Source organism: Pseudomonas sp. FP1742, from assembly GCF_030687145.1.
Lineage (GTDB): Bacteria > Pseudomonadota > Gammaproteobacteria > Pseudomonadales > Pseudomonadaceae > Aquipseudomonas > Aquipseudomonas frederiksbergensis_D.
In genome coordinates, this window is record NZ_CP117460.1 from 3,905,314 (window position 1) to 3,931,532 (window position 26,219).

At 60.3% G+C, this 26,219-nt stretch carries 19 protein-coding genes; 11 read left to right on the forward strand and 8 right to left on the reverse strand.

What is annotated here, in order from left to right; genetic code table 11:
* Positions 1-42 precede the first annotated feature (42 nt).
* Positions 43-273: a DUF2970 domain-containing protein gene (locus PSH64_RS17245; protein WP_105341202.1), complete on the forward strand. Its 231-nt coding sequence runs from the start codon at positions 43-45 to the stop codon at positions 271-273.
* A 6-nt stretch (positions 274-279) separates the two neighbouring features.
* On the opposite strand, the gene PSH64_RS17250 is transcribed toward PSH64_RS17245, so the two are convergent.
* Positions 280-1,365 carry an ABC transporter substrate-binding protein gene (locus PSH64_RS17250; RefSeq protein WP_305477925.1) on the reverse strand — a complete coding sequence of 362 codons (1,086 nt, stop codon included), beginning with the start codon at positions 1,363-1,365 and terminating at the stop codon, positions 280-282.
* A gap of 522 nt (positions 1,366-1,887) precedes the next feature.
* On the opposite strand from PSH64_RS17250, the gene PSH64_RS17255 reads away from it, so the two are divergent.
* On the forward strand, positions 1,888-3,546 hold the full coding sequence (locus PSH64_RS17255) for a nitrite/sulfite reductase (RefSeq protein ID WP_305477926.1): 1,659 nt from the start codon (positions 1,888-1,890) through the stop codon (positions 3,544-3,546).
* Entirely contained in the window at positions 3,530-4,024 is a 495-nt protein-coding gene (locus tag PSH64_RS17260; RefSeq protein WP_105341208.1) for a DUF934 domain-containing protein, read from the forward strand. The genes PSH64_RS17255 and PSH64_RS17260 overlap by 17 nt, the downstream gene beginning before the upstream one ends.
* A gap of 42 nt (positions 4,025-4,066) precedes the next feature.
* On the opposite strand, the gene PSH64_RS17265 is transcribed toward PSH64_RS17260, so the two are convergent.
* Together PSH64_RS17265 and sohB are read right to left on the reverse strand one after the other, a co-directional pair.
* Positions 4,067-7,897: a dermonecrotic toxin domain-containing protein gene (locus PSH64_RS17265; protein ID WP_305477927.1), complete on the reverse strand. Its 3,831-nt coding sequence runs from the start codon at positions 7,895-7,897 to the stop codon at positions 4,067-4,069.
* 187 nt (positions 7,898-8,084) lie between these two features.
* Entirely contained in the window at positions 8,085-9,107 is a 1,023-nt protein-coding gene (gene sohB, locus PSH64_RS17270) for a protease SohB (protein WP_105341213.1), read from the reverse strand.
* Positions 9,108-9,310: 203 nt separating this feature from the next.
* On the opposite strand from sohB, the gene PSH64_RS17275 reads away from it, so the two are divergent.
* The 7 genes from PSH64_RS17275 to PSH64_RS17305 all read left to right on the forward strand — a co-directional run bounded on the left by PSH64_RS17275 (position 9,311) and on the right by PSH64_RS17305 (position 17,861).
* Complete coding sequence (locus PSH64_RS17275) at positions 9,311-10,021, forward strand: histidine phosphatase family protein (protein ID WP_105341215.1); 711 nt, start codon at positions 9,311-9,313, stop codon at positions 10,019-10,021.
* Between the two features lie 64 nt (positions 10,022-10,085).
* Positions 10,086-10,400: an SCP2 sterol-binding domain-containing protein gene (locus tag PSH64_RS17280; RefSeq protein ID WP_105341217.1), complete on the forward strand. Its 315-nt coding sequence runs from the start codon at positions 10,086-10,088 to the stop codon at positions 10,398-10,400.
* Between the two features lie 307 nt (positions 10,401-10,707).
* Positions 10,708-12,555, forward strand: a complete 1,848-nt coding sequence (locus tag PSH64_RS17285; protein ID WP_305481178.1) for an amidohydrolase — start codon at positions 10,708-10,710, stop codon at positions 12,553-12,555.
* 190 nt (positions 12,556-12,745) lie between these two features.
* Positions 12,746-14,464 (forward strand): hydrogenase maturation protein, encoded by a 1,719-nt coding sequence (locus PSH64_RS17290; protein ID WP_305477928.1) that lies wholly within the window; start codon positions 12,746-12,748, stop codon positions 14,462-14,464.
* Positions 14,465-14,650: 186 nt separating this feature from the next.
* Positions 14,651-15,514: a LysR family transcriptional regulator gene (locus PSH64_RS17295; RefSeq protein ID WP_105341563.1), complete on the forward strand. Its 864-nt coding sequence runs from the start codon at positions 14,651-14,653 to the stop codon at positions 15,512-15,514.
* Positions 15,515-15,627: 113 nt separating this feature from the next.
* Positions 15,628-16,773 carry an SRPBCC family protein gene (locus tag PSH64_RS17300; RefSeq protein WP_305477929.1) on the forward strand — a complete coding sequence of 382 codons (1,146 nt, stop codon included), beginning with the start codon at positions 15,628-15,630 and terminating at the stop codon, positions 16,771-16,773.
* On the forward strand, positions 16,770-17,861 hold the full coding sequence (locus PSH64_RS17305) for an SMP-30/gluconolactonase/LRE family protein (protein WP_305477930.1): 1,092 nt from the start codon (positions 16,770-16,772) through the stop codon (positions 17,859-17,861). The genes PSH64_RS17300 and PSH64_RS17305 overlap by 4 nt, the downstream gene beginning before the upstream one ends.
* Positions 17,862-18,012: 151 nt before the next feature.
* On the opposite strand, the gene PSH64_RS17310 is transcribed toward PSH64_RS17305, so the two are convergent.
* Together PSH64_RS17310 and PSH64_RS17315 are read right to left on the reverse strand one after the other, a co-directional pair.
* Entirely contained in the window at positions 18,013-18,252 is a 240-nt protein-coding gene (locus PSH64_RS17310) for a hypothetical protein (RefSeq protein ID WP_305477931.1), read from the reverse strand.
* A 110-nt stretch (positions 18,253-18,362) separates the two neighbouring features.
* Positions 18,363-18,605 (reverse strand): hypothetical protein, encoded by a 243-nt coding sequence (locus PSH64_RS17315; RefSeq protein ID WP_105341233.1) that lies wholly within the window; start codon positions 18,603-18,605, stop codon positions 18,363-18,365.
* 218 nt (positions 18,606-18,823) lie between these two features.
* Between PSH64_RS17315 and PSH64_RS17320 the strand changes: the two genes are divergently transcribed.
* Positions 18,824-19,345 carry a DUF4142 domain-containing protein gene (locus PSH64_RS17320; RefSeq protein WP_105341235.1) on the forward strand — a complete coding sequence of 174 codons (522 nt, stop codon included), beginning with the start codon at positions 18,824-18,826 and terminating at the stop codon, positions 19,343-19,345.
* Between the two features lie 90 nt (positions 19,346-19,435).
* On the opposite strand, the gene PSH64_RS17325 is transcribed toward PSH64_RS17320, so the two are convergent.
* The 3 genes from PSH64_RS17325 to PSH64_RS17335 all read right to left on the reverse strand — a co-directional run bounded on the left by PSH64_RS17325 (position 19,436) and on the right by PSH64_RS17335 (position 26,217).
* Positions 19,436-21,547, reverse strand: a complete 2,112-nt coding sequence (locus PSH64_RS17325) for a PAS domain-containing sensor histidine kinase (RefSeq protein WP_105341237.1) — start codon at positions 21,545-21,547, stop codon at positions 19,436-19,438.
* A gap of 180 nt (positions 21,548-21,727) precedes the next feature.
* Entirely contained in the window at positions 21,728-24,826 is a 3,099-nt protein-coding gene (locus PSH64_RS17330; RefSeq protein WP_305477932.1) for an error-prone DNA polymerase, read from the reverse strand.
* Positions 24,802-26,217 (reverse strand): DNA polymerase Y family protein, encoded by a 1,416-nt coding sequence (locus PSH64_RS17335; protein WP_305477933.1) that lies wholly within the window; start codon positions 26,215-26,217, stop codon positions 24,802-24,804. The genes PSH64_RS17330 and PSH64_RS17335 overlap by 25 nt, the downstream gene beginning before the upstream one ends.
* Positions 26,218-26,219 lie beyond the last annotated feature (2 nt).

A 26,219-nucleotide genomic window follows, 5' to 3' on the forward strand; every position in this document is an offset into this window, starting at 1 on the left:
ATTGTCTATGCTTGCCTTATACACATTCGTGACGGGGGATTTATGGACGATCCAGTCGACAACAATAATCACAACAAACCACCGACCTTCTGGCAGATGCTGCACAGCGTCATGGCGGCGGCTTTTGGGGTGCAGAGCGGGAAAAACCGGGCTCGGGATTTCACCCACGGCAAGCCCAGTCATTTCGTGATTCTGGGGATTCTGTTCACGGCGGTGTTCGCGTTGACGCTATTTGGCATCGTCAAACTGGTGTTGCACCTGGCCGGGATCTGAACCGGCTCAGTGCATCAGGGTTTGCAAGTTGAACGGGTAGCGATACGACGTCGGTCGCCCTTTGGCCGAGAGCTTTTTAAAATCCACGCTGTAATCCTGAGTAGCACTCTTGGCCAACAGTCGCCGGGCTTGCGCGTGGTCAATCAATTGCAACAACGGAATCTGCCGGTCGCGCCCGCCGTACTGGCTGACATCCACCCCCTGGTCGTAGTCATGCAACTGCACAAGAGCCCAACCGCCCAGAGTGAAGTGCCCGCCCAACAACACGCTGAGCCGCCCCTCCAACAACGCCTGCAACGCGGCCGGTGAATTGTTGATGGCGCTGAACAGCACATCCTTGCCGGGTTGACCTCCCGTTTCGGCGCACGCCTGCATGGCGCCGAAAGCCATTTCATCGTTGGCCGACCAGACCAGCGATGTTTGCGGGTAACGCTTGAACAATAACCTGGCCTGCTCATAAGCGCGTTCGCGGGTCCAGCCGCCATACACCAACTGGCGCAACCGCACTTCAGGGTGTTCGGCCAATGCCCGCATCATGCCCTGCTCACGCTGTTGCGCGGCGGGCGTGATTTTCAGGCCGGAAAAGGCCAACAGATCGATGACCTCACCAGGCGCGACCGGGCCATGCAGGCGAATCAGTTCCTTGAGCATCAGGTAGCCGCCCTCCTCATTGTTGGGCACCAGGCTACCCAGCCAGTCGGGATACTTGCCAGGCTGGGCGCCGAGCAGGCGCATCTGGTCGGCGGTCAGGCCGTTGTTGACCAAAAACAGCTTCACGCCGCTGCCTTGAGCCAGGCGCAGGATTTCGGGGGCGACATACAGTTCGTTGGAGAACACCAGATAGTCCGGCCGACTCGGCCCTTGCAGCGCTTCGCGGGCCTGCTCGAGTGTGGTCTCGGCGTTTCGCTCGGCATATTGGATATGCAAATCCATGCCCAGGTCCTTGGCCGCGGCCTGCATGAACTGCGAGTAACTGACCCAGAATGTCTCTTGAGAGGTCCCGGGATTGAGAAACAATACGGACGCCGCCTGGGCACACGGTCCCAGGACCGCGCCAAGCGCCAGCACTACACCGCAGAAGAACTTCAACATTGATCGCCCGAGCCCCCGAAAATCCGCGGCGCATTATAGCCAGCGAAGTCCCTTGAAACGGCGCTTATTCCGGCTTTTAGTCCGACAATTGTCGGCGCCGGGCCCGGACGGGGTCGTTTATTGATGGCTGACCCAGAATACCGCCGTACCCACGACCAGGATGATCAGGAACAAAATCGCCCAGGCATCGACCGTGCTATCGCTTTTCCTTGCTTTGGTTGGGTTGCTCATTGCATCGCCTCTTGTCGGTTTTATCGGTGATTGCATAAAGACACGAGCACAGTTAAGACGATGATTGCCCGCACCACAAATGTGGGTTTTATAACCATGAATTTCATTAGTCGTTTTGGTTCTTTGCATATACTCAAACATCACTTTTGCGCATAACTGCAAACTGGTATCTTGCGTCGGCTCCGTTGGGAGTGCGCGGCCGTGCGCGCAGAATTGCCGAGGCAGTATCGGACGAAGGCTTGCGATCACGCAGCTGTATCCGACCAGCCCAAGCCTGAGAACAGGACTTATATGTACGTATACGACGAGTACGATCAGCGGATCATCGAGGACCGCGTCAAGCAGTTCCGTGATCAGACCCGACGCTATCTGGCAGGCGAGCTGAGCGAAGAAGAATTCCGCCCCCTGCGCCTGCAAAATGGCCTTTATATCCAGCGTTTTGCCCCGATGCTGCGGGTGGCGGTGCCTTATGGCCAACTCACTTCGCGCCAGACGCGAATGATGGCCAAGATTGCCCGCGACTATGACAAGGGCTACGCCCACATCAGTACCCGGCAGAACGTGCAGTTCAACTGGCCGGCCGTGGAAGACATCCCGGACATCCTGGCGGAACTGGCGACCGTGCAGATGCACGCGATCCAGACCAGCGGCAACTGCCTGCGCAACGTCACCACCGACCAGTTCGCCGGTGTCGCCGCCGACGAATTGATCGACCCGCGGCCATGGTGCGAAATCGTCCGTCAGTGGACCACGTTCCACCCGGAATTCGCCTACCTGCCGCGTAAATTCAAAATTGCCATCAACGGTTCGACGTCCGACCGTGCGGCCATCGAAGTCCATGACATCGGCCTCGAGCCAGTGCACAACGCCGCAGGCGAACTGGGCTTCCGTGTGCTGGTCGGTGGCGGCCTGGGCCGTACTCCAGTGGTGGGCGCGTTCATCAACGAATTCCTGCCGTGGCAGGACCTGTTGAGCTACCTCGACGCCATTCTGCGGGTCTACAACCGCTACGGCCGTCGTGACAACAAGTACAAGGCGCGGATCAAGATTCTGGTCAAGGCCCTGACACCTGAAGTGTTCGCACAAAAAGTCGACGCGGAAATGGAACACCTTCGCGGTGGCCAGACCACGTTGACCGAGGCCGAAGTGCATCGCGTGGCCAAACACTTTGTCGATCCGGACTACAAGGCCCTGGAAAACCAGGCGGCCGAACTGGCCGACCTCGACAAGCAACACCCGGGCTTCGCCCGCTGGCGTGTCCGCAACACCCTGGCCCACAAAAAGCCAGGTTACGTCGCCGTGACGCTGTCCCTGAAACCGACCGGTGTTGCGCCGGGCGACATTACCGACAAACAGCTCGATGCCGTTGCCGACCTCGCCGACCGTTACAGCTTCGGTCAACTGCGCACCTCCCACGAGCAGAACATCATTCTGGCCGACGTTGAGCAGTCCCAACTGTTCGCGATGTGGGGCGAGTTGCGCGAGCAAGGCTTCGCCACGCCGAACATCGGTTTGCTGACCGACATCATCTGCTGCCCTGGTGGCGATTTCTGCTCCCTGGCCAACGCCAAGTCGATCCCGATCGCCGAATCCATCCAGCGCCGTTTCGACGACCTGGACTACCTGTTCGACATCGGCGAGCTGGACCTGAACATCTCCGGTTGCATGAACGCCTGCGGTCACCACCACGTCGGCCACATCGGCATTCTCGGGGTGGACAAGAAAGGCGAAGAGTTCTACCAGGTGTCCCTGGGTGGCAGTGCCAGTCGCGATGCGAGCCTGGGCAAGATCCTCGGCCCGTCCTTCGCCCAGGAAGCCATGCCTGATGTGATCGAGAAGCTGATCGACGTGTACGTCGAACAACGTACCGAAGACGAGCGCTTCATCGACACCTATCAGCGTATTGGCATCGACCTCTTCAAGGAGCGCGTCTATGCAGCGAATAATTAAAAACAACGAGGTGGTCGACGAAACCTGGCACTTGCTGCCCAAGGACGCGACCCTCGACGGTATTTCCAACTGCGACGACCTGATTGTGCCGCTGGCCCTGTGGCGCGAGCACGCTCACGCCCTCAAGGCCCGCGACGGCGGCCTGGGTGTATGGCTGGACGCCGATGAAGAAGCCGAAGAAATCGGTGACGACGTGGCACAGTTCCAGGTTATCGCCTTGAACTTCCCGGCTTTCACCGACGGGCGCAACTACTCCAACGCTCGCCTGCTGCGAGACCGTTATGGTTTCAAAGGCGAACTGCGAGCAATCGGTGATGTGCTGCGTGACCAGTTGTTCTACATGCATCGCTGCGGTTTCGATGCGTTTGCCATTCGCGCCGATAAAGACCCGTACGAAGCCCTTGAGGGTCTCAAGGACTTCTCGGTGACCTATCAGGCCGCCACCGACGAACCTCTGCCACTGTTCCGTCGCCGTTGATCGTCTCACCTTGAGCCCCTTCCGGGGTTCAAGGTTCTCCCTTTACTGTGCGTCTATCGGAAACGGCTGTCCCATGGCCACCCAGTCCCGATAAAGCCGGGCCCGGTCTTCAAGTGCCTTGAACAACGTAAACGGGTTTTCCGGATCGATCTGAGCCGCCTCAATCTCCTGAACCAACTGCGTTTGCAATGCCACTGAAGCGTCGGCTTCACCGAGCATCCGCCACACCCTCGCCTGCAGCGACAGATAGTCGACGCGGAAATCCGCCGTCAGGCTCATGCCGTCGATGAATCTCAACAAACGAGTACCCTGCGGGCTCGCCGCCAGCCTCTGCCAGATCAAGCGCCGGGCTTCCCGTTGCCCGTCATCGACTTCATGCAGCCATTCATTGACGTTGCCGTAGCCTGCGCCAGGCTCGCTCAACCACAGGTTGATCCCGGTCCGCCGTCGGTGATCCACGAGGCGTAACAACGTATCCTCATCCGTCATCGGATTGCCCTGCAACAGCAAACGGTCCATGGCGATTCCCTGGTTCATCACGGACGGTGGCACGCGGGCGATGTGGTTATTACGCAGGTCCAGGGTCATCAGATAAGGCTGATCCAGGATGCCTATCGGGCAGGTGCTGATCCGGGTGTTTCTCAGGATGAGCTGGCGCAAGTCGTTCATTCCTTGCACCAAAGGCGGAACATTCAACGGGTTGTCGCTCAAATCAAGCGCTTGCAAGTGCGTCAGATCCGTCAGTTGAGCAGCGGCGCGCTCACTGAACGTCAGATTCGTCGACCTGAGGTTCAGCGAAACCAGCTGTCGCATCCGGCTGATCGCACGAGGCAATGCATATTCTGCGACGCCTCCGGGGTTGAACTGACTCAGGTTGGTATTTTCCAGGTTCAGCGTTTCAAGATTCGGAAAATTCTCGAGAAACCCGTCCAGACTCTCTATCGCGGTCAGGTGAAAGCTACGCATCGATAACTCGATCACGTTATTGAGCCGAACATTCAACGCGGGCAAGCGGTGGTGGTTTTCAAAGTCGAGGTCCAGCCTGACGCCACGTATTTGTTCTCCCGGCAAGAGAATAGCTTGCTGCGGCCTGCGCTGTTGCCAAATGGCCATCAGCTCTTGCGCCAGCTCGGTGCGGGTCGTTCGCTCGGACTGCATTTCAGTTGCAAGCAGCTGGACGTTAAAGGCTTCTATTTGCGCAGCGTTCATCCCCGCCGCATCGGGTTCGCCAGCGACCAGAAAGTCGATATCCATCTCATGGATGTCACCTGCCGCCTGATCTATGTAGCCGGTCAGGTCGGTGTCGAGTTGCTGCAGTTGCTGCTTCAGCCATTCAATGTGTGCCTGTGCCCCTGCACCTTCCCGCTGAAGCACCGCATCGGCCTGAGCGTTGGTGAAGTCCGGATAAACCTCCTTGAGCTGCATCCTCATCATCTCGTGGGTCAAGGCCTCGGCCTGGGGCGTTCCCGGAAATCCGCCGCCGCTGAGTCCGTGGGCATCGAACGGCAACCCACCGTCCATTCTTTGCAGCCCGAGGATCACTTGTGACCGGGGCAACGCCTGGTCGCTGATGGCCAGTCGTAGCTCGTCGACTGAACCAGGCGACGTCAGGTGCAGCGCTGAACGGTCGTCGTCCGTCAACACACCGAGAAGCGCCGTATAAAAGTCTGTCGGCGAGCCCTGATGCAGATAGTGGTGTCCGATTCTGACCAGGCGCCGGACATCCGCGGCCTCCTGCGCGCCAATGCGGTCCAGCACTCGCCCCGCGACGGACCGATCAAGAACATCGATCCGCAGGTTCCGCGGCCAGCCCGGCAGGTTTTGCAGCGAATGCAAGGCCAGGATGTCCGAGTCCGGGCTCGCCACCGAACGCAGATAAAGACCTTCATAAGCACGATTGAGCCGCACATGCTGCTGGTATTGCCGCGCCTTGCTGTCCAGACGCGTGAACACTTGCCTGAACTCGGTCACATCGGGGGCTTGCCGGATGTCCACGCCATAGCGGTCGAGCATTTGTTCGATGGCACCTTTGGGCAGCGTCGGGTATTGCTGCTGGAACAGTCGCACCCATTCATGTTCCGACTGCTGAAGTGCAGCGTAGCTACTGTTGAATTGCTCAGGCGTGCCGGCCGCCCCCAGATCCTGATCGATCTTGAAGCGACTGATCGTATCCGCCAGTAAAGGTGTCGGTGGACGCCCCGCCTGCATCAGTCGCAGCATGTCATCGTCAATCACACTGACCTTGCCGATCTGCGCCAGGACTTCATCGCTCAAAGACGCCACAGACGGGCCGATTCCGCGGATCAGCGCCACGCGGGAGGACTGCATGGAAACCGATGGCTCGGGCGTCGGGGCAACGGCGATTTCCGAAGACGGGTGCACTGACTCAACGGCCGTTTCATCCTTCAGCGCCGCCTGTGCGCCGATCGGCAGCGCATTAAGCAAACCGAACACGGTGCGCGACACGCCCTCCGACCGTTCACGTGGTGTTTTACCGTTTACCGCCTGATCAAGACCGTAACCGGCGTCAATAAGCCCGGCCAGCGCCAATACGCCTTCGCCTCCCGGGACGAATAACGCCAATGGCCCGAACCGGTTGATCCATTGCACCACCGGTTCGACAACCGCACTTAAATTGTCACGATTGACCTGTGCATCAGTACGAATGCTTTCGATACTCGCGCAGGCAGCCTGCTTCATCGTCAGCACCAGTTGCGCAAACGGATCGGTCGCCGATGGCGGATTGTCGTAGCCAATGTAATCGGCGGGGTCCCAGTAGCCGTCGTTATTGAAAAAACCGGCGTTGTTGGTCAGCCGATGCATCGCGGGGTACTGCGCCATGCCGTCCAATGCCGTCAGCACACCCGCATGAAACGTACCGTCCTGGCGATCATCTTCGGCAAAATGGGCGGCCAATGCCTGTTTTGTCTCGCTGAGCTTGCCCTGCGCGACAACCCATTGGTGCAGTTGAGTGGCATCGGTGAATTCGTGCAGCGGGGAAGAATTGCCAGGGATGTACAGCAGCACTCGGGTATTGGCAGTGTCACGGAACGCCCAGATATCTGTTGCGGTGTAACGGTATAGCTTCAAACGGCCGGCCCTGACGGACAAAGGGGTGCGCGTCGCCGCTTGCAGTTGCTCGATGGTCAGCGTTTCCCATGCCTGACCGGATGGCAATCCGGCCGCCTCCATCGCGAGCTGAAGTCCTTTTTGCGACAGGCAACGCTCCTTGAACTGCAACCAGGCCGTCATCACAAACGCGGCTTTGACCGAGGTCCTCAAGGCGTACGGACTGGACGCAGTGAGCACCTCATCAGAGGGCCAGGCCTGATCAAGATAGGCCTCGTACACGCGCTTGAAGTCCAGCTCCCAGACCCATTTCTTGAAATCGGCCGGCCTCAGCTTCAGTTGTGAGGCGGGGCCGTAAGTCTGCGGCGCCGTTTGTCGATAGATGCCTTCATAGGTGTCGTGATTGCCGCTGCCGTAATCGGCGAACTCATCGACATGCTCGACAATCCGCACCGCCGGTCCGACGTCCGGCGGTGTGTACAGACCAAAGGCGGTTTCAGCAAAGCGCCCGTCCCCAACCGCCTGGTAATTTGAAAGCAGCGCTTGCAGCAGCGACCGCGAGTTCGCCACCTGGCCCTGCTGGAAACCGTTCGCTTCAGGGTGGCCCTTGTAGTGGTAATCGAGGGTGACCATCAAGGTCGTTTGCGGGTCGATGTCCTGCCCCCATTTTTCCTTGATCAGACGTTCGCCCAACTGGCCGGGGGTTTGGGGGAGAGCGATGTCCAGTGCAGCTTTCAGTTCGTCGCGCATTCGCAGCGATGGGGCCGGATGTGGGGCGGCAACGTGGTGAAGGAGCTCATTCATGGTGCAATCCATTGCAGTCAATTCAGGCCTGTCACCCTACCCCACCTGACTCCTCACGAAAGCGCGACCGATCGACAATGGCATTAGGAAAATTCGTTATGTTCGGAAGGAGCGTGGACACCTTCTGCAGGGCAAAAAAAACCGTGGGCAATCCACGGTTTTTTACTGACGATGATGCCCTGTACGGTTACCAGAAGCGTTGCTGGGTCAACCGGCTCCACCAGCTCAGCAATACGCGATCGACCGAACCGCTGGCCGCCATGCCAATGCGTTCCTGCAGGCTTTTGCGTTCGGCGTAATGCAAGTGATAGAGCTCGGACTGTTTGGCACGTTCAGCGAGGTATTCGTCGCTGGTCTTGAGCTCGTCCACCAGTTGCTTGTCGAGTGCCGAAACACCGAGCCAGATTTCCCCGGTGGCGACTTCGTCGATAGCCAGTTGCGGGCGATAGCGGGAAACGAAGTTCTTGAACAACTGGTGGGTAATGTCCAGTTCTTCCTGGAATTTCTCCCGGCCCTTCTCGGTGTTTTCGCCAAACACCGTCAGGGTGCGCTTGTACTCGCCCGCCGTCAGCACTTCGAAGTCGATGTCGTGTTTCTTCAGCAGGCGATTGACGTTGGGCAACTGCGCCACCACGCCGATCGAGCCGAGAATCGCGAACGGTGCGCTGATAATCTTCTCGCCGATGCACGCCATCATGTAGCCACCACTGGCCGCCACCTTGTCGATACATACGGTCAATGGCACGCCGGCGTCACGGATCCGCGCCAGTTGCGAAGACGCCAGGCCATAGCTGTGGACCATGCCACCGCCGCTTTCCAGGCGCAGCACCACTTCATCCTTGGGTGTGGCGAGGGTCAGCAATGCGGTGATTTCGTGGCGCAGGCTTTCTGTGGCTGACGCCTTGATGTCACCGTCGAAATCCAGCACGAATACCCGCGGTTTGGCCTCGGGTTTCTTCTTTTGCTTTTTCTCGGTTTTCGCCTGGGACTTGCGCAAGGCCTTGAGCTGGTCCTTGTCGAGCAAGGTTTGCTCCAGGCGTTCACGCAGCCCTTTGTAGAAATCATTGAGTTTGCTGACTTGCAGCTGGCCGGGCGACTTGCGCCGACCTTTGCTGCGCAACGCCGCAAAACTGGCCAGGACCACCAGAATGGCGATCACCAGGGTCACAGTCTTGGCCAGGAAAATGGCGTACTCGGACAAAAGCTCCACAGGGACTCCTTCACTACGATGCGCGGCATAAACACGCGCGGGACACCTCCAGCATACCCATGCGCCGGCCCGAGGACCAGTCGAGAAACCTCTGGCAACAGGCCTGTAACGGGCATTTCAAACAAGCGTATGTTTTTTCATTGACAGCTCACCGTCATCCCCATAACCTCGCCAAACCTTCAACGTACCGGGATGACGCGGACGTGGGCAGCATCTATTTGATTCGACATGGCCAGGCCTCCTTTGGTGCAGACGATTATGACGTTCTGTCGCCGACCGGTATTCGTCAGGCGGAAGTCCTCGGCCGGCACCTGGCCGAACTTGGTGTCAGCTTCGATCGCTGCCTGTCGGGCGACTTGCGCCGTCAGCAACACACGGCCAACAGCGCGCTGGAACAATACGCCGCCGTTGGTTTGCCGGTGCCGACGCTGGAAATCGATTGCGCCTTCAACGAATTCGACGCCGACGCGGTGATCCGCGCCCTGCTGCCGGCCATGCTGGAAGACGAGCCCGATGCGCTGGACATCCTGCGCAACGCCGCGCAAAACCGTGCCGAGTTCCAGCGCATCTTCGCCCTGATCATCGAGCGCTGGCTCGCCGGTACCTACGACACCCCGGGGCTGGAAAGCTGGCTGGGCTTCGTCGAGCGCGTACAGGCCGGTCTGCATCGATTACTCGAACAAGCCGACAACACCCAGAAAATCGCCGTATTCACCTCCGGCGGCACCATCACCGCCCTGCTCCACCTCATTACGCAAATGCCTGCCAGGCAGGCTTTTGAACTGAACTGGCAAATCGTCAACACCTCGCTCAACCTGCTCAAGTTTCGTGGTCGCGAGGTGGCCCTGGCTTCCTTCAACAGTCATGCGCACCTGCAACTGCTGAAGGCCCCGGAACTCATCACGTTTCGCTGAGTCCGGACTATTGTGACCCTGGCTGTAATCACCCAGCTCTTATTATCCAAGAAAGGATCGAACCATGACCTCCGTAGCTGATGTCGTACAAGCAATGAAAGCCAAGTTCAACCCTGCCGCCGCTGCCGGTCTGGACCTGGTCTTCGGTTTCCGCATCGACGACACCAAGAACTTCTCGCTAGTCGTCAAAAACAGCACCTGCGAATTGCTGGAAGGCGAAAACCCGGACGCCCAGGTGACTCTGGTGATGGACAGCGAAACCCTGGAAGGCATCGTCGACGGTTCGACCGACGGCATGCAAGCGTTCATGGGCGGCAAACTGCGCGCTGAAGGCGACATGATGCTGGCCATGAAACTGTCGGAACTGTTCCCGGGCTAAGCACCTCGCTCCCGAGCTTCGGGAGCACGTCTGGCAGCAAGCGAATCCCGCCCCTCGTGGCGGGATTCGTCGTTTTTCGCCCTCGGAAAACGGCTATCTGCGCGGATGCCGTCTATATTCCTTCTGGCCGCATGTGTCAGACATCGGCTGTTTGCCCTCGCTTCTTTTATGAAAGAACTGTGTGGAGAGCACTGCCATGAGCCCACCCGAGGAGCCCAACGACTTCAGTCGCCGCCGTGTATTACAAGGCCTGTCGGCAGGCGCCATCGGTGCCTGGATCAGCCCGCTAACCGCAGGGAGCAAAACCATGCCTGAAACTCCAGCCGACCTGATCCTATACAACGGACGCCTGCACACCGTCGACCGCAAGAAACCCCAGGCCAGTGCCGTCGCGATCAAGGACGGGCATTTCGTAGTGGTCGGCAGCGATGCCCAGGCCATGGCCCTGCAAGGCCCCGGCACGCAAATCATTGACCTGCATGGACGCACGGTAATTCCCGGCCTCAACGACTCTCACCTGCACTTGATCCGTGGCGGCCTCAATTACAACCTCGAACTGCGCTGGGAAGGCGTGCCATCCCTGGCCGATGCCTTGCGCATGCTCAAGGATCAGGCCGATCGCACACCGACGCCGCAATGGGTGCGGGTGGTCGGTGGCTGGAACGAGTTCCAGTTTGCCGAAAAACGCATGCCGACCCTTGAAGAACTGAACAAGGCCGCGCCGGACACTCCGGTGTTCGTCCTGCACCTCTATGATCGCGCCCTGCTCAACCGTGCCGCGTTGAAAGTGGTCGGCTATACCCGCGACACGCCGAACCCACCAGGCGGCGAGATCCAGCGCGATGCCAATGGCGACCCCACCGGCATGCTGATCGCCCGCCCCAACGCGATGATCCTCTACTCGACCCTGGCCAAGGGGCCGAAGCTGCCACTGGAATATCAGGTCAATTCAACCCGCCAGTTCATGCGCGAACTCAATCGACTGGGCGTCACCAGCGCCATCGATGCCGGCGGCGGTTATCAGAACTACCCGGACGACTATCAAGTCATTCAGCAATTGGCCAAAGAACAACAGCTCACGGTACGCATTGCCTACAACCTGTTCACCCAAAAGCCCAAGGAAGAACTGACCGACTTCAAGAACTGGACCAGCACCACTCATTACGGCCAGGGCGATGACTTCCTGCGGCACAACGGTGCCGGGGAAATGCTGGTGTTCTCGGCAGCGGATTTCGAAGACTTCCTCGAACCACGCCCCGACCTGCCGCAAACCATGGAGCAGGAGCTGGAACCGGTGGTGCGGCATCTGGTGGAGCAGCGCTGGCCCTTCCGTTTGCACGCCACCTACAACGAATCCATCAGCCGCATGCTCGACGTGTTCGAGAAGGTCAACCGGGATATTCCATTCAACGGTTTGCCATGGTTCTTCGATCACGCCGAAACCATCACCCCCCGGAACATCGAACGGGTCAAGGCCCTGGGCGGTGGCATCGCGATTCAGGACCGCATGGCGTTCCAGGGCGAATACTTCGTCGAGCGTTACGGCGCGAAGGCCGCCGAAGCGACACCGCCGATCGCGCGCATGCTCGCCGAAGGCGTGCCGGTGGGCGCCGGCACCGATGCCACGCGCGTCTCCAGCTACAACCCCTGGACCTCGCTGTACTGGCTGGTCAGCGGCCGCACCGTCGGCGGGCTGGAGCTGTACCCACAGGGCTTGAGCCGCGATACCGCACTGGAACTCTTTACCCACGGCAGCGCCTGGTTTTCCTCCGAACAAGGCAAGAAAGGCCAGATCAAGGTCGGGCAACTGGCGGACCTGATTGCGTTGTCGGCGGATTACTTTCACATCGAAGACGAAGCCATAAAGTGGATCGAATCGGTACTGACCATTGTCGACGGCAAGATCGTCCACGGTAGCGTCGAGTTCGAAAAACTGGGGCCACCGCCAATCCCGGTGGTGCCTGAGTGGTCGCCCGTGGTGAATGTACCGGGGCACTGGAAACCCCTGGCGCCAATGACCGCGCAAGCGCACCAGTGTGTGGGCGCTTGCGCGGTGCATGCCCACAGCCACGAACGGGCGCGGTTATCGTCGGCGCCGGTCAGTGACTTCCAAGGGTTCTGGGGGGCGTTTGGGTGTTCGTGTTTCGCGTTCTGAACGAAATATCTCCAAACACCATCCCACCTGAAATCCGCCTTGTCCCTGCAGCTCCGAAACACCCACTGACACAAGCTTGATCTCGATCACTTGTTCGCCACCGCACACTCTTTACTATCGCGCTTCCATCGAAGGCCAAGGACGGCTCATTGGGAGCCTGCGGCCGATCATTCTCAAGGAAGAGTCAATCATGCGGTCATTGAAAATCATTCTGCTGGCATCGGCATTCAACGGCCTGACCCAGCGGGCCTGGCTGGATTTGCGTCAGGCCGGTCACTCGCCCAGCGTGGTGCTGTTCACCGATGAAGACGCGGTGTGCGAGCAGATCGAACACGCCGGCGCCGACCTGGTGATCTGCCCGTTTCTCAAGGACCGGGTACCGCAGCAACTGTGGAGCAACCTCAAGCGCCCTGTGGTGATCATTCATCCGGGCATTGTCGGCGACCGTGGCGCCAGTGCGCTGGACTGGGCGATCACCCGAGAGCTCAGCCGCTGGGGTGTGACTGCGTTGCAAGCGGTGGAGGAAATGGATGCCGGACCGGTCTGGGCCACCTGTGAATTCAACCTGCCCCAGGGTCTGCGCAAATCCGAGTTGTACAACGGGCGCGTCAGCGACGCGGCGATCGCCTGCATCCGCGAAGTCGTAGAAAAGTTTATCGACGGTTTCGAGCCAGTGCCTTTGGACTACAGCCAACGCCATGTGATTGGCCGCTTGCAGCCGAACATGAAGCAAGCCGACCGTTCCTTCAGCTGGCACGACAGCTCACACTTCATCAAACGCTACATCGATGCCGCCGACGGCCAACCCGGTGTATTGGCCAGTCTGGCCGGCGGTCAGTACTATCTGTATGACGCTCATCTGGATTCGCGCAGCGGCACGCCGGGGCAGATTCTCGCGGTGCACGACGATGCGGTACTGGTGGCGACCGGTGATCACAGCCTGTGGATCGGTTCGCTGCGACGCAAACCCCAGCCCGGCGAAGAAACCTTCAAACGTCCGGCTCGGCATGTGCTCGCCGAACAGCTGACACAGGTGCCAACGCTGGATTGGTCGATCGTCTCTCAGCCTTTTAATACCGAAGGCTATCAACCGATCCGCTATCGCGAGTCGGGGCATGTCGGCGAGCTGACCTTCGAGTTTTACAATGGCGCCATGAGCACCGAACAGTGCCAGCGACTGGTGGAGGCTCTGCGCTGGGCCAAGTCCCGGGACACCCAAGTGCTGTTGATCAAGGGTGGACGCGGCAGTTTCTCCAACGGCGTGCACCTCAATGTGATTCAAGCCGCAGCGGTTCCGGGACTCGAAGCCTGGGCCAATATTCAGGCGATTGACGACGTCTGCCAGGAATTGCTCAGCGCCCGGCAACTGGTGGTCAGTGGCCTGACCGGCAATGCCGGGGCCGGCGGCGTGATGCTGGCGCTGGCTGCCGACATCGTCTTCGCCCGCTCCGACATCGTGCTCAACCCCCATTACAAGACCATGGGCCTGTACGGCTCCGAATACTGGACCTACAGCCTGCCCCGCGCCGTCGGCCCGGCAATGGCGGAAAAACTCACTGAAGACTGCCTGCCGATCAGCGCCCTCCAGGCCTTGCAATTGGGCATGGTCCAGGAAATCGGTCCGCGCTGCCCGGATGAGTTTGGTCTTTGGTTGTTGCAGCGGGCCAATGGTGCGTTGAGTGATCCGGCGTACCAAGCGATACGTGAGCGCAAAAGCCAGCTCGATCCTCAACTGATGCAGCACTGCCGCAATGCCGAGCTGGAAGAAATGCATCAGGACATGGTGCAGAACCGCAAACAATTCGCCGAGAAGTGCAGAAATTTTGTGTTCAAGCGCAAAGCGTGTGGCACGCCGCAGCGGTTGGTGGCCGATTGGGCGGTTGTTCGGGATGTTGAATTAGCCGATTGATTTGCGGTGTCTGACAGGGCCTCTTCGCGAGCAAGCCCGCTCCCACATTGGATTGGTGTCGGACAAGGATATTTGTCACACCGTAGATCGAATGTGGGAGCGGGCTTGCTCGCGAAGAACGATAACGCGGTATCGGAAGGCCATGGCTGCTCTTACAATGCCCGCATCTCCCACATCGGCCTGCCCATGGACATCGACCTCGCCCGCACCTTTCTGGAAATCGTCCGTCACGGCAGCCTGGCCGCGGCGGCTGAAAAGCTGCACGTTACCCAGACCGCGATCACCGCCCGGGTGCAGAAGCTCGAAAGTCAGTTGGGCAGCACGCTGTTCGTGCGCAACCGCGCCGGTGCGCGCCTGACGCCGAACGGTGAGGCCTTTGTGGTTTACGCCAATCAACTGGTGCAGACCTGGGAAGCGGCGCGCCGGGACTTGCCGCTGCCCGAGGGTTACCGCGATGTGTTGCACATTGGCGGCGAAGTCAGCCTGTGCAACCCGTTGATGCTCAGTTGGGCCGGCGAGCTGCGCGAGAAAATCCCCAGCCATGCCCTGCGCATGGAAATCCGCGACGGCGAAAACCTGCTGCGCCAACTGGAACTGGGGGTGCTGGATGCGGCGCTGGTCTATCAGCCGGAGTACTGGCCGCGCCTGCAAGTCGAGCAAGTGCTGGAAGAAAAGCTGATCCTGGTACGCCTGGCCGGACGGCCCGATCCTTACGTGTACATCGACTGGGGCCCGGACTTCCGTCGTCAGCACGATGCCGCGCTGCCGGAAAAAGCCAAGGCGGCCTTGAGTTTCAATCTCGGCCCGCTGGCCTTGCAGTACATCCTGGAAAACGGCGGCAGCGGCTATTTCCGTACCCGCGTGGTCAATAGCTACCTGGAAAGCGGCTTGCTGGAGCAAGTGCCCAAAGCCCCGGAGTTCAGCTATCCGACCTACCTGGTTTACTCCCGAGACCGCGACTCGGCGACCCTGCAACAGGCGTTCGACCTGCTGCGTGAAGTGATCAAGACCGATGACGACTGGTCCCAGCGCTGGAACCCGTTGACCTGACGCTAAACAGACGCCCTGCACCGGAGCATGGCATTTGTGTCCTCAAGTTCAGCCCGCCTGTGCGGCGGGATCGACTAATCTGCTGGTTATAACGATAACCACAGGTGACCTCAGTGAGGCAGACCACCGAAGCGTTCCGCGCGCGCTACCGTGCCGACATTCATCCGCTCTACAACCCTTGGTTGCACGGCGCCTTTGTGTTGCTGTTCGGGTTGCTGGCCATCGGCGGATTCTGGCGCACGGTGCATCAGGTGCAACCGCTGGAATGGATGGCGGTGCCGCTGACCCTGTTGTTTTTCAACTTCGGCGTGTACGTCGTGCATCGGCATCTGGGGCATCATAAAAAGCGCCTGGCGCGGATGTTCTATGACCGTCACACCGGTGACCATCACAGCTTTTTCACCCCCGGCCACATGACCTACGACAGCGCCCGCGACTGGCGGGTGATTCTGTTTCCGGCCTGGCTGATCGTGTTGCACACCCTCGTCATCACGGGGCCTGCCTGGTGGTTGCTGGCTCAGCTCAATAGCAACGTCGCGGGGCTGTTTGGCGGCTGCATGGTGCTCGGTTACCTGACCTACGAGGTGTTCCATGCCTGCGAACATCTACCGCCCGGCAACCCGGTGACGCGTTTGCCGTGGATCCGCCAGATGCGCCGTCTGCATGAGCTACATCACCGTCGTGAGCTGATGCAGGAGCGCAATTTCAATATCGTGTTGCCCCTGATGGACTACCTGTTCGGCACCCTCTACTGGGAACCGGAGCAAGCGCCCCCGCACCTGACGAGCACGTCCATGACCCGTATGCAGCATGTGATCGACATCGCTGGAAACCCAGTGGCTGTGCTCGCCTACGCCAGCACCGCGACCCATTGGCCGCAGTGGCATCTGTCCTCCCTCAAGGTCGACGGTCAGAGCGGTCCTTTGTATGCCGGAGCGCGGTTCGAGGAAGATATTCGGGCCGGCGGGCGTGAGGGGCATTTGAGCTGGGAGGTCGACGAATACCTGCCCGGTCGCCGCTGGAGCGCTCGGGCCCGGGGCGATCATGGTCTGTCGTTGGTGGTGACTTACGAGTGCGAGGCTGCGGGCGATGGCACGCGGTTTGTCCGGACCCTGGAGTATGGCTTCAGCAGCCCGGCCATGCGCATCGCCAATCGACTGTTGTTCAAGCGGCGCATCGAACATGAATCGGCGGAGTCGATGCTGGCGTTACAAGAAATGGCGCAAAAACATCTGGCCCCGGCAGGAATCGGCGCATGAAAAGAGTCCTCAAGTTTCGGCATGTATTGTTGCTGCTGATCATTGTGATTGGCGCCTTGCTGTTGTTATTGCCGACCAAGGTTCAACCGGTGGCCTGGACACCGCCACTGGCGCCCTCCCTCGTCGAGGGTATCTACGCCGATAATCAACGACTCAAAGGCGTGGAACGTGTCGGCCCCGCTGACATCGACGGCCCGGAGGCGTTGCTGCTGGAGGAAAACGTCCTCATCACCGGTTTGCATGACGGGCGGTTGATTCGCACCAGCCTCGACGGCAAAACCACCCAGGTGCTGGCCGATACCGGCGGCAGGCCGTTGGGCCTGGCGCGGCATCCCAATGGTTTGCTGGTAGTCGCCGACGGCATCAAGGGTTTGCTGTCGCTCGACGCTCAGGGCCGGTTGATTGCATTGACCACCACGGCCAACAACGTGCCCTTCGGCTTTACCGATGACGTGGCCATCGACAAGTCCGGGCATTACGCCTATTTCAGCGATGCTTCCAGCCGTTGGGGTTATGGCAAGGATGGCGAGGCGATCATCGAGCACGGCGGCGATGGCCGTTTGCTGCGTTATGACTTCCAGACCGGCAAGACGGCGGTCCTGCTGGACAAACTGGAATTCGCCAACGGCGTGACCCTGGGGCCTGACGACGCGTTTGTACTGGTCAATGAAACCGGCGCCTATCGCATCAGCCGCTATTGGCTGACCGGGCCGAAAGCCGGCACCCACGACCTGTTCATCGACAATTTGCCGGGGCTGCCGGACAACCTGGCATTCAATGGCCGCGACCGCTTCTGGGTGGCGCTGTATGCGCCGCGCAATGCACTGCTCGACACCACGGCCCCCTACCCCCTGGTACGCAAGATGATCGCACGTGCCCTGACCGTGCTGCCCAAACCGGTGGAGAAACGCGCCTTTGCCCTCGGCCTGGATCTTGACGGTAAAGTGATTGCCAATCTGCAGGACGCCAGCAGCGGCAACTACTCACCCATCACTACCGTGCGCGAGTATGGGGATTGGCTGTATCTGGGTTCGCTGAAAGCGCGGCACATGGCGCGATTGCCGTTGAGTACGGCATTGCAGCTATAACGGTGATCACATTGTGGGAGCGGGCTTGCTCGCGAAAGCGGTGTGTCAGGCAACATCAATGTTGACTGTGCCATCGCCTTCGCGAGCAAGCCCGCTCCCACATTGGATTGTGGTTGCCCGGGCGATTTGCAATCACTCCGGATCCTTGTCGTCATCGCGCACTGTTATCGGTCTCTTCGCGCACTCGCTTCGGGTCGATATCAGTGACGTCATCCTGCTTCAGGGGCGTTACGTCCTCATCGTCCGGCAATTCATCAATGCCCGGTTCATCCTCGGGGTTGACGGTGGTGCGCCCCGGGCTCAAGGGTTCGGGATGGGTCGGGATCGGGTCGTAGCCACCCTGTTCTTCGCTGGGGTACTTTTCTTTATGGGGAAAGGCTGGGTGGGGCATGGGGCACCTCGCATGGAGCCGTTACGTCAGACTCTGATCATTCGAGGTGCCGGTATTGATCCCCGTTCCAATTTTTCAGTCACCGGTCATCGGTGATGCTGCATAGCGTCTCAGGACGGCGTCTTAAGTCGCTCAACGATCTTCTTCTTGACCTGCACACGCTTCTCCTTGAGCTTCTTCAGTGCTTCATCGCTGGGCGCATCCGATTGTGCGGACTCGGCCTTCAACACCTCTGCGTCCGTCTGGGAGTACTTGTTGAGCAGTGAATCCAGTAACGGATCCTTGGTGCGTTTTTGCTGGATCTCTTCCTTCGTGCAGCGCAAGTCCTGATAAAGGTCATGGGTCACCGGCATGGAACACCTCCGTTTGTTAATCGGTGGCAAACGTGATCGATGGCGTTCGCCAATTATCAGAATGGCCTCGCTTACCCGGTTCTGTCGACCGTCTATCAGACCAGCGGTGCCCGTTCGTCGTCCTGTCGCAAACGCGATAAAACCTTTGCCCAAGCGCCCGCCTCCATTGAATAACGATCATCTGGATCGCCCGTAAAAACCTGAGTGGAGAATGATCAATGGACGGATTCACCCTGCGCCACCTCGCCTTGGCCGTAGCCTTGAGCACCGGTATGGGCACGGCTTTTGCCGCCACCTCCAACGACTTTGTCGATGACGCAGCCGCAGGTGGCATTGCGGAAGTCGAGACCAGCAAACTGGCCCTGGAAAAAAGCTCATCGGCCGACATCAAGGCGTTCGCCAAGATGATGATCACCGATCATTCCAAGGCCAACGAAGAACTGGCGGCATTGGCGAAAAAACATGACATTGAAGTGCCGGACTCGACGACGCTGGTCAAACAGGCCAAGGAGAAAATTCTTGATCTGCGCGATGAATCCTTCGACGCGGCTTATGCCAACAATCAAGTGAAGGCCCACGAAGAAACCATTGAGCGGTTCAAGAAAGAAGCCAATACGGTGACAGACGATAGAGTCAAGGGCGCCACCGAGCTCAAGGCGTTCGCGCAAAAAATGTTGCCGGCGCTGGAAAAGCACCTGGAGATGGCGAAAAAACTCCAGGCGGCTCATCCCGATAAATAAGCCCACGCCTTGATACCGGTCAGGGCGCGGAACTCTGGGGGAGCGAGCAGGCTCGCTCCCCCATGGATTGTGTCCCTCGCCACAATAGAATCAGCCACCCAGCACGCTGCGGATCATGCGCAATAGGGCTTCAGGACCATAAGGCTTGCTCAGCAGATAAGTATCGGAACTGAGTTGGTGATTGCGCGAAATGATGTCGCGGGTATGGCCGGAGGTGAACAGCACGGCCACCGGAGGATTCTGCACCTTGGCCCAGGCAGCCAGGTCCGAGCTTTTGATCAAGCCGGGCATGACCACGTCGGTGAAAATCAGGTCCACTGTCGCGCCGTCCAGCAACATCTGCATCGCCAGGTCACCGTTGGCCGCAGTCAGGACCTGATAGCCCTCTTCGCGCAATAAGTCCACCGCCGAGCCGCGCACCGCTTCGTTGTCCTCGACCACCAGAATGGTTTCATGTCCGCCCCGGTGCTGCGGATCATGGCGCGTTGTTTCACCGGGCAACGGGCGCAAGCTGCGAGGGAAATACAGCTGCACCCGAGTGCCTTGCCCGATGACGCTGGAAATCTCGATATGCCCGCCGCTCTGTTTGACGAAACCGAACACCATGCTCAAACCCAGGCCGGTGCCTTGGCCATCAGCCTTGGTGGTGAAAAACGGCTCGAAGGCCTGTGCGAGCACTTGCGGCGACATACCGACACCCGAGTCAGCCACCGTTACGCAAACATAGTCGCCGGCGACGATACCCTTTCCTGCGCAAAACTTGCGGTCGAGGACGGCGTTCTCGGCGCTCAGGGCAATGGTCCCCTCGCCGTTCATCGCATCTCGGGCGTTGATCGCAAGGTTGAGAATGGCGTTTTCCAGTTGATTGCGATCCACGTACAGATGCCATGGATCGTCAGGCGTCGTCACGTCGATCTGAAAGATTTCCCCCAGCGCCCGCTGCAGCAATTCTCCCAGGCCTTCGAAAATCTGCCGTGGATCGCACACTTCCGGCGACAAGGGCTGACGACGGGCAAAGGCGAGCAGCTGCGAAGACAGTTTGGCCCCGCGCTCGACTGCGGCAATCGACGCGCTGACCCGGCGTTGCACGTTGGCGTTATCCGGCTCGTGACGCGCCAGCAAGTGCAGGTTGCCGGCGATCACCTGCAACAGGTTATTGAAGTCATGGGCCACGCCACCGGTGAGACCACCAATGGCTTCAAGCTTCTGTGATTGACGCAATTGCTCTTCTGCGGCTAGCCGCGCTTCGACTTCATCAGCGACTCGCTGCTCCAGGTTGCGGGTGAACTTGAGCAAGGACTCTTCGGCAATCTTGCGTTCATGGATGTCGATCAACACCCCGGGAAAGCGGAACGGTTCACCTTGCCTGTTGAACTCGCAACAGCCGCTGGCGAGCACCCACAAGTAACTGCCATCGGGACGCAGAACCCGATATTCGGCGTTATAGGGCATGCCGGTTTCCACCGATTGGTTGATCCGCTCCTGAACCCAACTGCGGTCGTCGGGATGAATCTGCATTTGAGCGATGATCGGTGACAGGTTGGCCAGGTCCTGATCGGGCGGGTAGGAAAACGTGCGGGCGAATCGTTCGTCGGCAGACAACACATCAGCCTTGATGTCCCAGACGAACGAGCCGAGCAAAGCCCCGGCATTGAGGGCCAGGCGAACCCTTTCATTGTCGGCGCGATAGGCGTTTTCGGCTTCCTGGCGTCGGCGTTCGGAAATCACATGGTCAGTGGTTTCAACCACCATCGCCATGACCCCGGCCGGGGCCCCTTCATCATTGGCGACCGGGCTGTAGTAAAGGTCCATCCAGACGTCTTCGGGCATGCCATCGCGCAGCAGCACCAGTGCTTTGTTGTGATAGGACAAAGTGCCACCCGCAAGGCAGGTGTCCACCACATGCCGATTGAATTCGGCGACCTCCGGCCAGCCCAGCTCCACCGGGGAACCCAGCAGGTAAGGATGACGCCCACCGGCAAATCTCGAATAGGCATCGTTATAGATCATGTAACCGGGTCGGCCCCACAGCATCACCATCGGCAGCGGTGAAGCGAGCAATAACCGCACCGCGCTGCACAGACTCCCGGGCCAGGTCTCGATGCGCCCGAGTTCGGTCTGGCTCCAGTCGAAGGCGCGAATGCGTTCGGCCATTTCGCCGCTCCAGCCGGTACATCCGTGGCTATTGTCTAGAAACTGCATCGACTGGCCTATGTCCTGTGAATGACATGTCTTCAGGCAGTGCAACGGCATCAGGAGACGGTGCGTGCCCGTTTGTTTCGAGCACCGCCGACGCCAATGGTTTCATAGAGGTATAGCTGATTCTCGACTGGCCCCTGTGACAAGCTGCTCCTGCCCAGGTGACCTATCCACCACCAAGGCTCAACGGAAATCCCGGCTGCGCACATGGATACCGTCGAGCAACGAACTCAGGTCGCTCAAGCGTCCGGCAATCAGATGCCGCACCTCGCCCACCTTTTCCCAGCGCCCGTCGACCTTGAGCAATTGCGAGCCGACCAATACCTGCCGTTGCCGTTCGGCCAGGTCGCGCCAGACCACCACGTTGACGTTGCCAAATTCGTCTTCAAGGGTCACGAAGGTCACACCACTGGCGGTCCCCGGGCGCTGCCGACCGGTGACCAACCCGGCAACGCTGACCGGGCGTCCATGCTCGACCATCAGCAATTCCCTGGAGCTGCGACAGCGCCGGGCCTTGAGTTCCCCCCGCAGCAACGCCAGCGGATGCGGGCCGAGGGTGGTGCCGACACTGGCGTAATCGGCTTGCAGGTCCTCGCCCACGGTGGGTTTGGGCAGATCCACCACCGGCTCTTCCTGGCTTGGCAAACCGGCAAACAGACCGAGTTGCTTCTGTACCCCCGCCACTTCCCAGCGCGCCCGATGCCGGTCACCGGCCAGTCCACGCAGTGCACCGGCATCGGCCAGTTGTTCCTGGGCGCGAGCATCGAGTCGTGCCCGTTCGCCAAGGTCGGCGATGTCGGCAAACGCCCCCTTCGCCCTTGCCCTCTCGATGCGCCGGGCATCGTCTTCGCGAAAGCCCTTGATCATCCGCAGCCCCATGCGAATGGCCGGCTGTGCGCCGGTGATCGGTTCCAGGCTGCAATCCCAATCACTGGCCCGCACGTCCACGGGGCGAATCTGCAAATGATGGCGGCGGGCGTCCTGGAGAATCTGGTCCGGGCTGTAGAACCCCATCGGCCAGCTGTTGATCAGCGCACAGGCGAAAGCCGCCGGCTCGTGGCATTTCAACCAGCAACTGGCGTAGGTCAGCAAGGCGAAACTGGCGGCGTGGGATTCGGGAAAACCGTAATCGCCGAAGCCTTTGATCTGCTCGAAGATCTGCGCGGCGAACTCCGCCGTGTAGCCGTTTTTCTTCATGCCGTCCGCCAGGCGTTCCTTGTGCGGTTCCAGTCCGCCGTGGCGTTTCCACGCGGCCATGGAGCGACGTAATTGATCGGCCTCGCCGGGACTGTAGTCAGCGGCGACAATCGCGATCTGCATCACCTGTTCCTGGAACAGCGGCACGCCTAGCGTACGCTTGAGCACCGCTTCAAGTTCTTTCGACGGGTATTTCACCTCTTCTTCGCCCTTACGCCGTCGCAGGTAGGGATGCACCATCCCGCCCTGAATCGGTCCCGGACGAACGATCGCCACCTCGATCACCAGATCGTAGAAGTTCTTGGGCTTGAGCCTGGGCAACATCGACATCTGTGCCCGGGACTCGATCTGGAACACCCCGATGGTGTCCGCATGGCCGATCATCTCGTAGGTTTGCGGGTCTTCGGCCGGCACCGTCGCCAGGCTCAGGTCGCGGCCCCGGTGCCGACGCAGCAGATCGAAACAACGGCGAATCGCGCTGAGCATGCCCAGCGCCAGAATATCGACCTTGAGCAGCCCGACCGCATCCAGATCGTCCTTGTCCCACTGGATGATGGTGCGCTCGGCCATGGCGGCGTTTTCCACCGGCACCAGGCTGTCCAGAGGCTGCTCGGAAATCACGAAACCACCGGGGTGCTGGGACAGGTGCCGGGGAAAACCGATCAGTTGCCGGGTCAGGCTCAGCACCCGGCGCAACACCGGGCTGTCGGGATCGAAACCGCCTTCACGCAGGCGCTCGACGGGCGGCGCCTGATCACTCCAGCGCCCGCAACAATCGGCCAGGGCGTTGACTTGATCCGGTGGTAAACCCAGTGCCTTGGCCACGTCACGGACTGCGCCGGCACCGTGGTAAGTGCTGACCACCGCGGTCAGCGCCGCACGGCTCCGGCCATAACGCTGGAAGACATACTGCAGGACTTCTTCGCGTCGCTCGTGCTCGAAATCCACGTCGATGTCCGGCGGTTCGTTGCGCTCTTTGGAGAGAAACCGCTCGAACAGCAGCGTGCTGCGATCCGGGTCGATCTCGGTGATCCCCAGCACGAAGCACACCGCCGAGTTGGCGGCAGAACCGCGGCCCTGACAAAGGATGTGTTGCTGGCGGGCGAAATTCACAATGTCGTGAACCGTCAGGAAGTAGCTTTCGTACCCCAGCTCGGCAATCAGCTCCAGTTCCTTGTCGATCTGCGTCAACACCTCGGCCTTGGGGCTTTTTTCCCAGCGCCACCGAATGCCTTTTTCAGCCAATGCCCGCAACCAGGACGTGGCCGTATGACCGTCGGGCACCAGCTCCCGGGGATATTGATAGCGCAACTGACTGAGGTCGAAGGTACAGCGCCGGGCGATGTTCAGGGTCTCGTCGAGCAATGCCTGCGGGTAGAGATCGCGCAAGTCGTCGAGGCTGCGCAAATGCCGTTCGCCGTTGGGATGCAGGCGCAACCCGGCCTCGGCCACCGGCAGGTGATGACGAATCGCGGTCATGGTGTCCTGCAAGGCGCGCCGGCCACGGGCGTGCATGTGCACATCGCCGCTGGCCACTGCCGGGATTCGCAGTTCCCGCGCCAGGGTCAGCAGTGCCGCCAGTCGCCGGGGGTCATCCTGCCCGCGATGTAACTGCACGCTCAGCCACAGGCGCTCGGCGAAGCTCTGCTTCAGCCAATGGCCCTGCGCAAAATCATCGACGGCGTCCGGCGCCCACAACGCCAACAGCCCCGGCAACGGCTCGCTGAAATCCTCCCGCAGCACCTGATACTGGCCTTTCTGCGTGCGGCGTCTGGCCCGGGTGATCAGTCGGCACAGGGCTTGATAACCCTCGAGGTTTTCCACCAGCAGCACCAGTTTCGGGCCATTTTCGATACGTATTTCGCTGCCGATGATCAGCGGCAACTCCACGGTCTTGGCCGCCTGCCAGGCACGGACGATCCCCGCCAGCGTGCATTCGTCGGTGATCGCCAGCGCCTGATAGCCCTGCTTTTTCGCCCGTTGAAAAAGCTCAAGCGCACTGGAGGCACCGCGCTGGAAACTGAAGTTCGACAGGCAGTGCAGCTCGGCATAGTCGACGCTCATGCGAACCAGCCTTGCAGCCACAACGGACCGTCTTCGCCCACCGCCCGATAGGCCCAGCCCTGCTGACCGGAACGGGTTTCGATCAGGTAGTAATCGCGGCGCACGTCGTCGCCGTCCCACCAGCCGGACTCGATGCGCTCCGGCCCCATGAGGATGCGCGTCGAGCTTTCGTGTACCGCCTGCGGTTCAGTCAGCAACCAGCCCGGACGTTGTACCGCAGGCAGTGCCCCACAGGCCTGGCTGGTGACACTGGCCTGCCACGCGCATTCCGGCCGGTGATCAGCCTGGAAGCGCAAGCCCTGCACCGCGTCATCCCCCAGCCGTGCGCGCAAGCGTTCACGCAGTTGCTCCCAGGGCAAGGACTGCTGCGGACGGTCGTCGAACAGCTCCTGACGCTGGGGCACGAAGGCCGGCAGATCTTCGGCGCGTAGACGAAAACCGCGCACCGGGGCTTCGACCTGAACCTGTTCCAGCCGCCCCCGGGCCAGTTCGAACAGCATCGCCGGATCGCGCTCGGCGCTGAGCAGGCCGACCTTGATCACGGTGTCCGGCAAGCCGGCATGTTCCAGATGCAGGTCGAAACGTTGCACACCGCTGTCCCGGCCGCAGAGAAACGCCGACAGATCGCCGGTCAATCGTCTTAAAGGAAACAACAACGCCTGATGGGATTGCACATCGAAGTTGAGCTCGATGCGCACATCGAAACGGTCCGGCGGCAGGTAAAACGCCAGCGCCAGCCGTCGCTCACCGAACAGGCTGTCCAGATGCTTGAGCACCTGGGCCTCGAAACGCCGGGCCAGGCTATGCCGGGGCAACGCCTGCACCTGACTCAAGGTGCGCAGCCCCATGCGCGATAACGCCGTGGCAACGCTGGGCTCCAGGGCGATCCGGTCGACGGGCAACTGCCCGAGATAATGCTGCAAGGCGTCATTGTCCGGCACCACCAGGCCGTCATAAACGTTGGCCAGCACCCGCGCCGCCACCGGGTTGGGCGCGGCGACAATCCGGTGACGAAACCCCAGCTCAGCGAGCTCGGTGCGCAGCCTTGCCTCAAACTGCGGCCAGGGCCCGAACAAGCCCAGGCTGGATTCGATTTCAAACACCACGGCGCGCGGGTAATGCACGCTGACCTGGGAGCTGAACCGATAGGCCCAGGCGGCCAGGAACTGCTGCCAGTGTTCGATTTCGGCGGCATCGTATTCAGCGGTGACGAACCCCTTGCTCAGGGCCTGGGCGGCGGTCATCGACTGACCGGGCCGCAAGCCCAGCGCCCGCGCCGAACCGTTGACCGCCTGCAGCACCCGCCGCTGGGCCGGGCCGGTCAGCAGTGCCAGCGGCTCATCGGGGTCGGGACGCTGACGCAGTACCGCGTCCAGCGCCAATTGCGGGAAGAGAATGCACACCCAGCGCATGG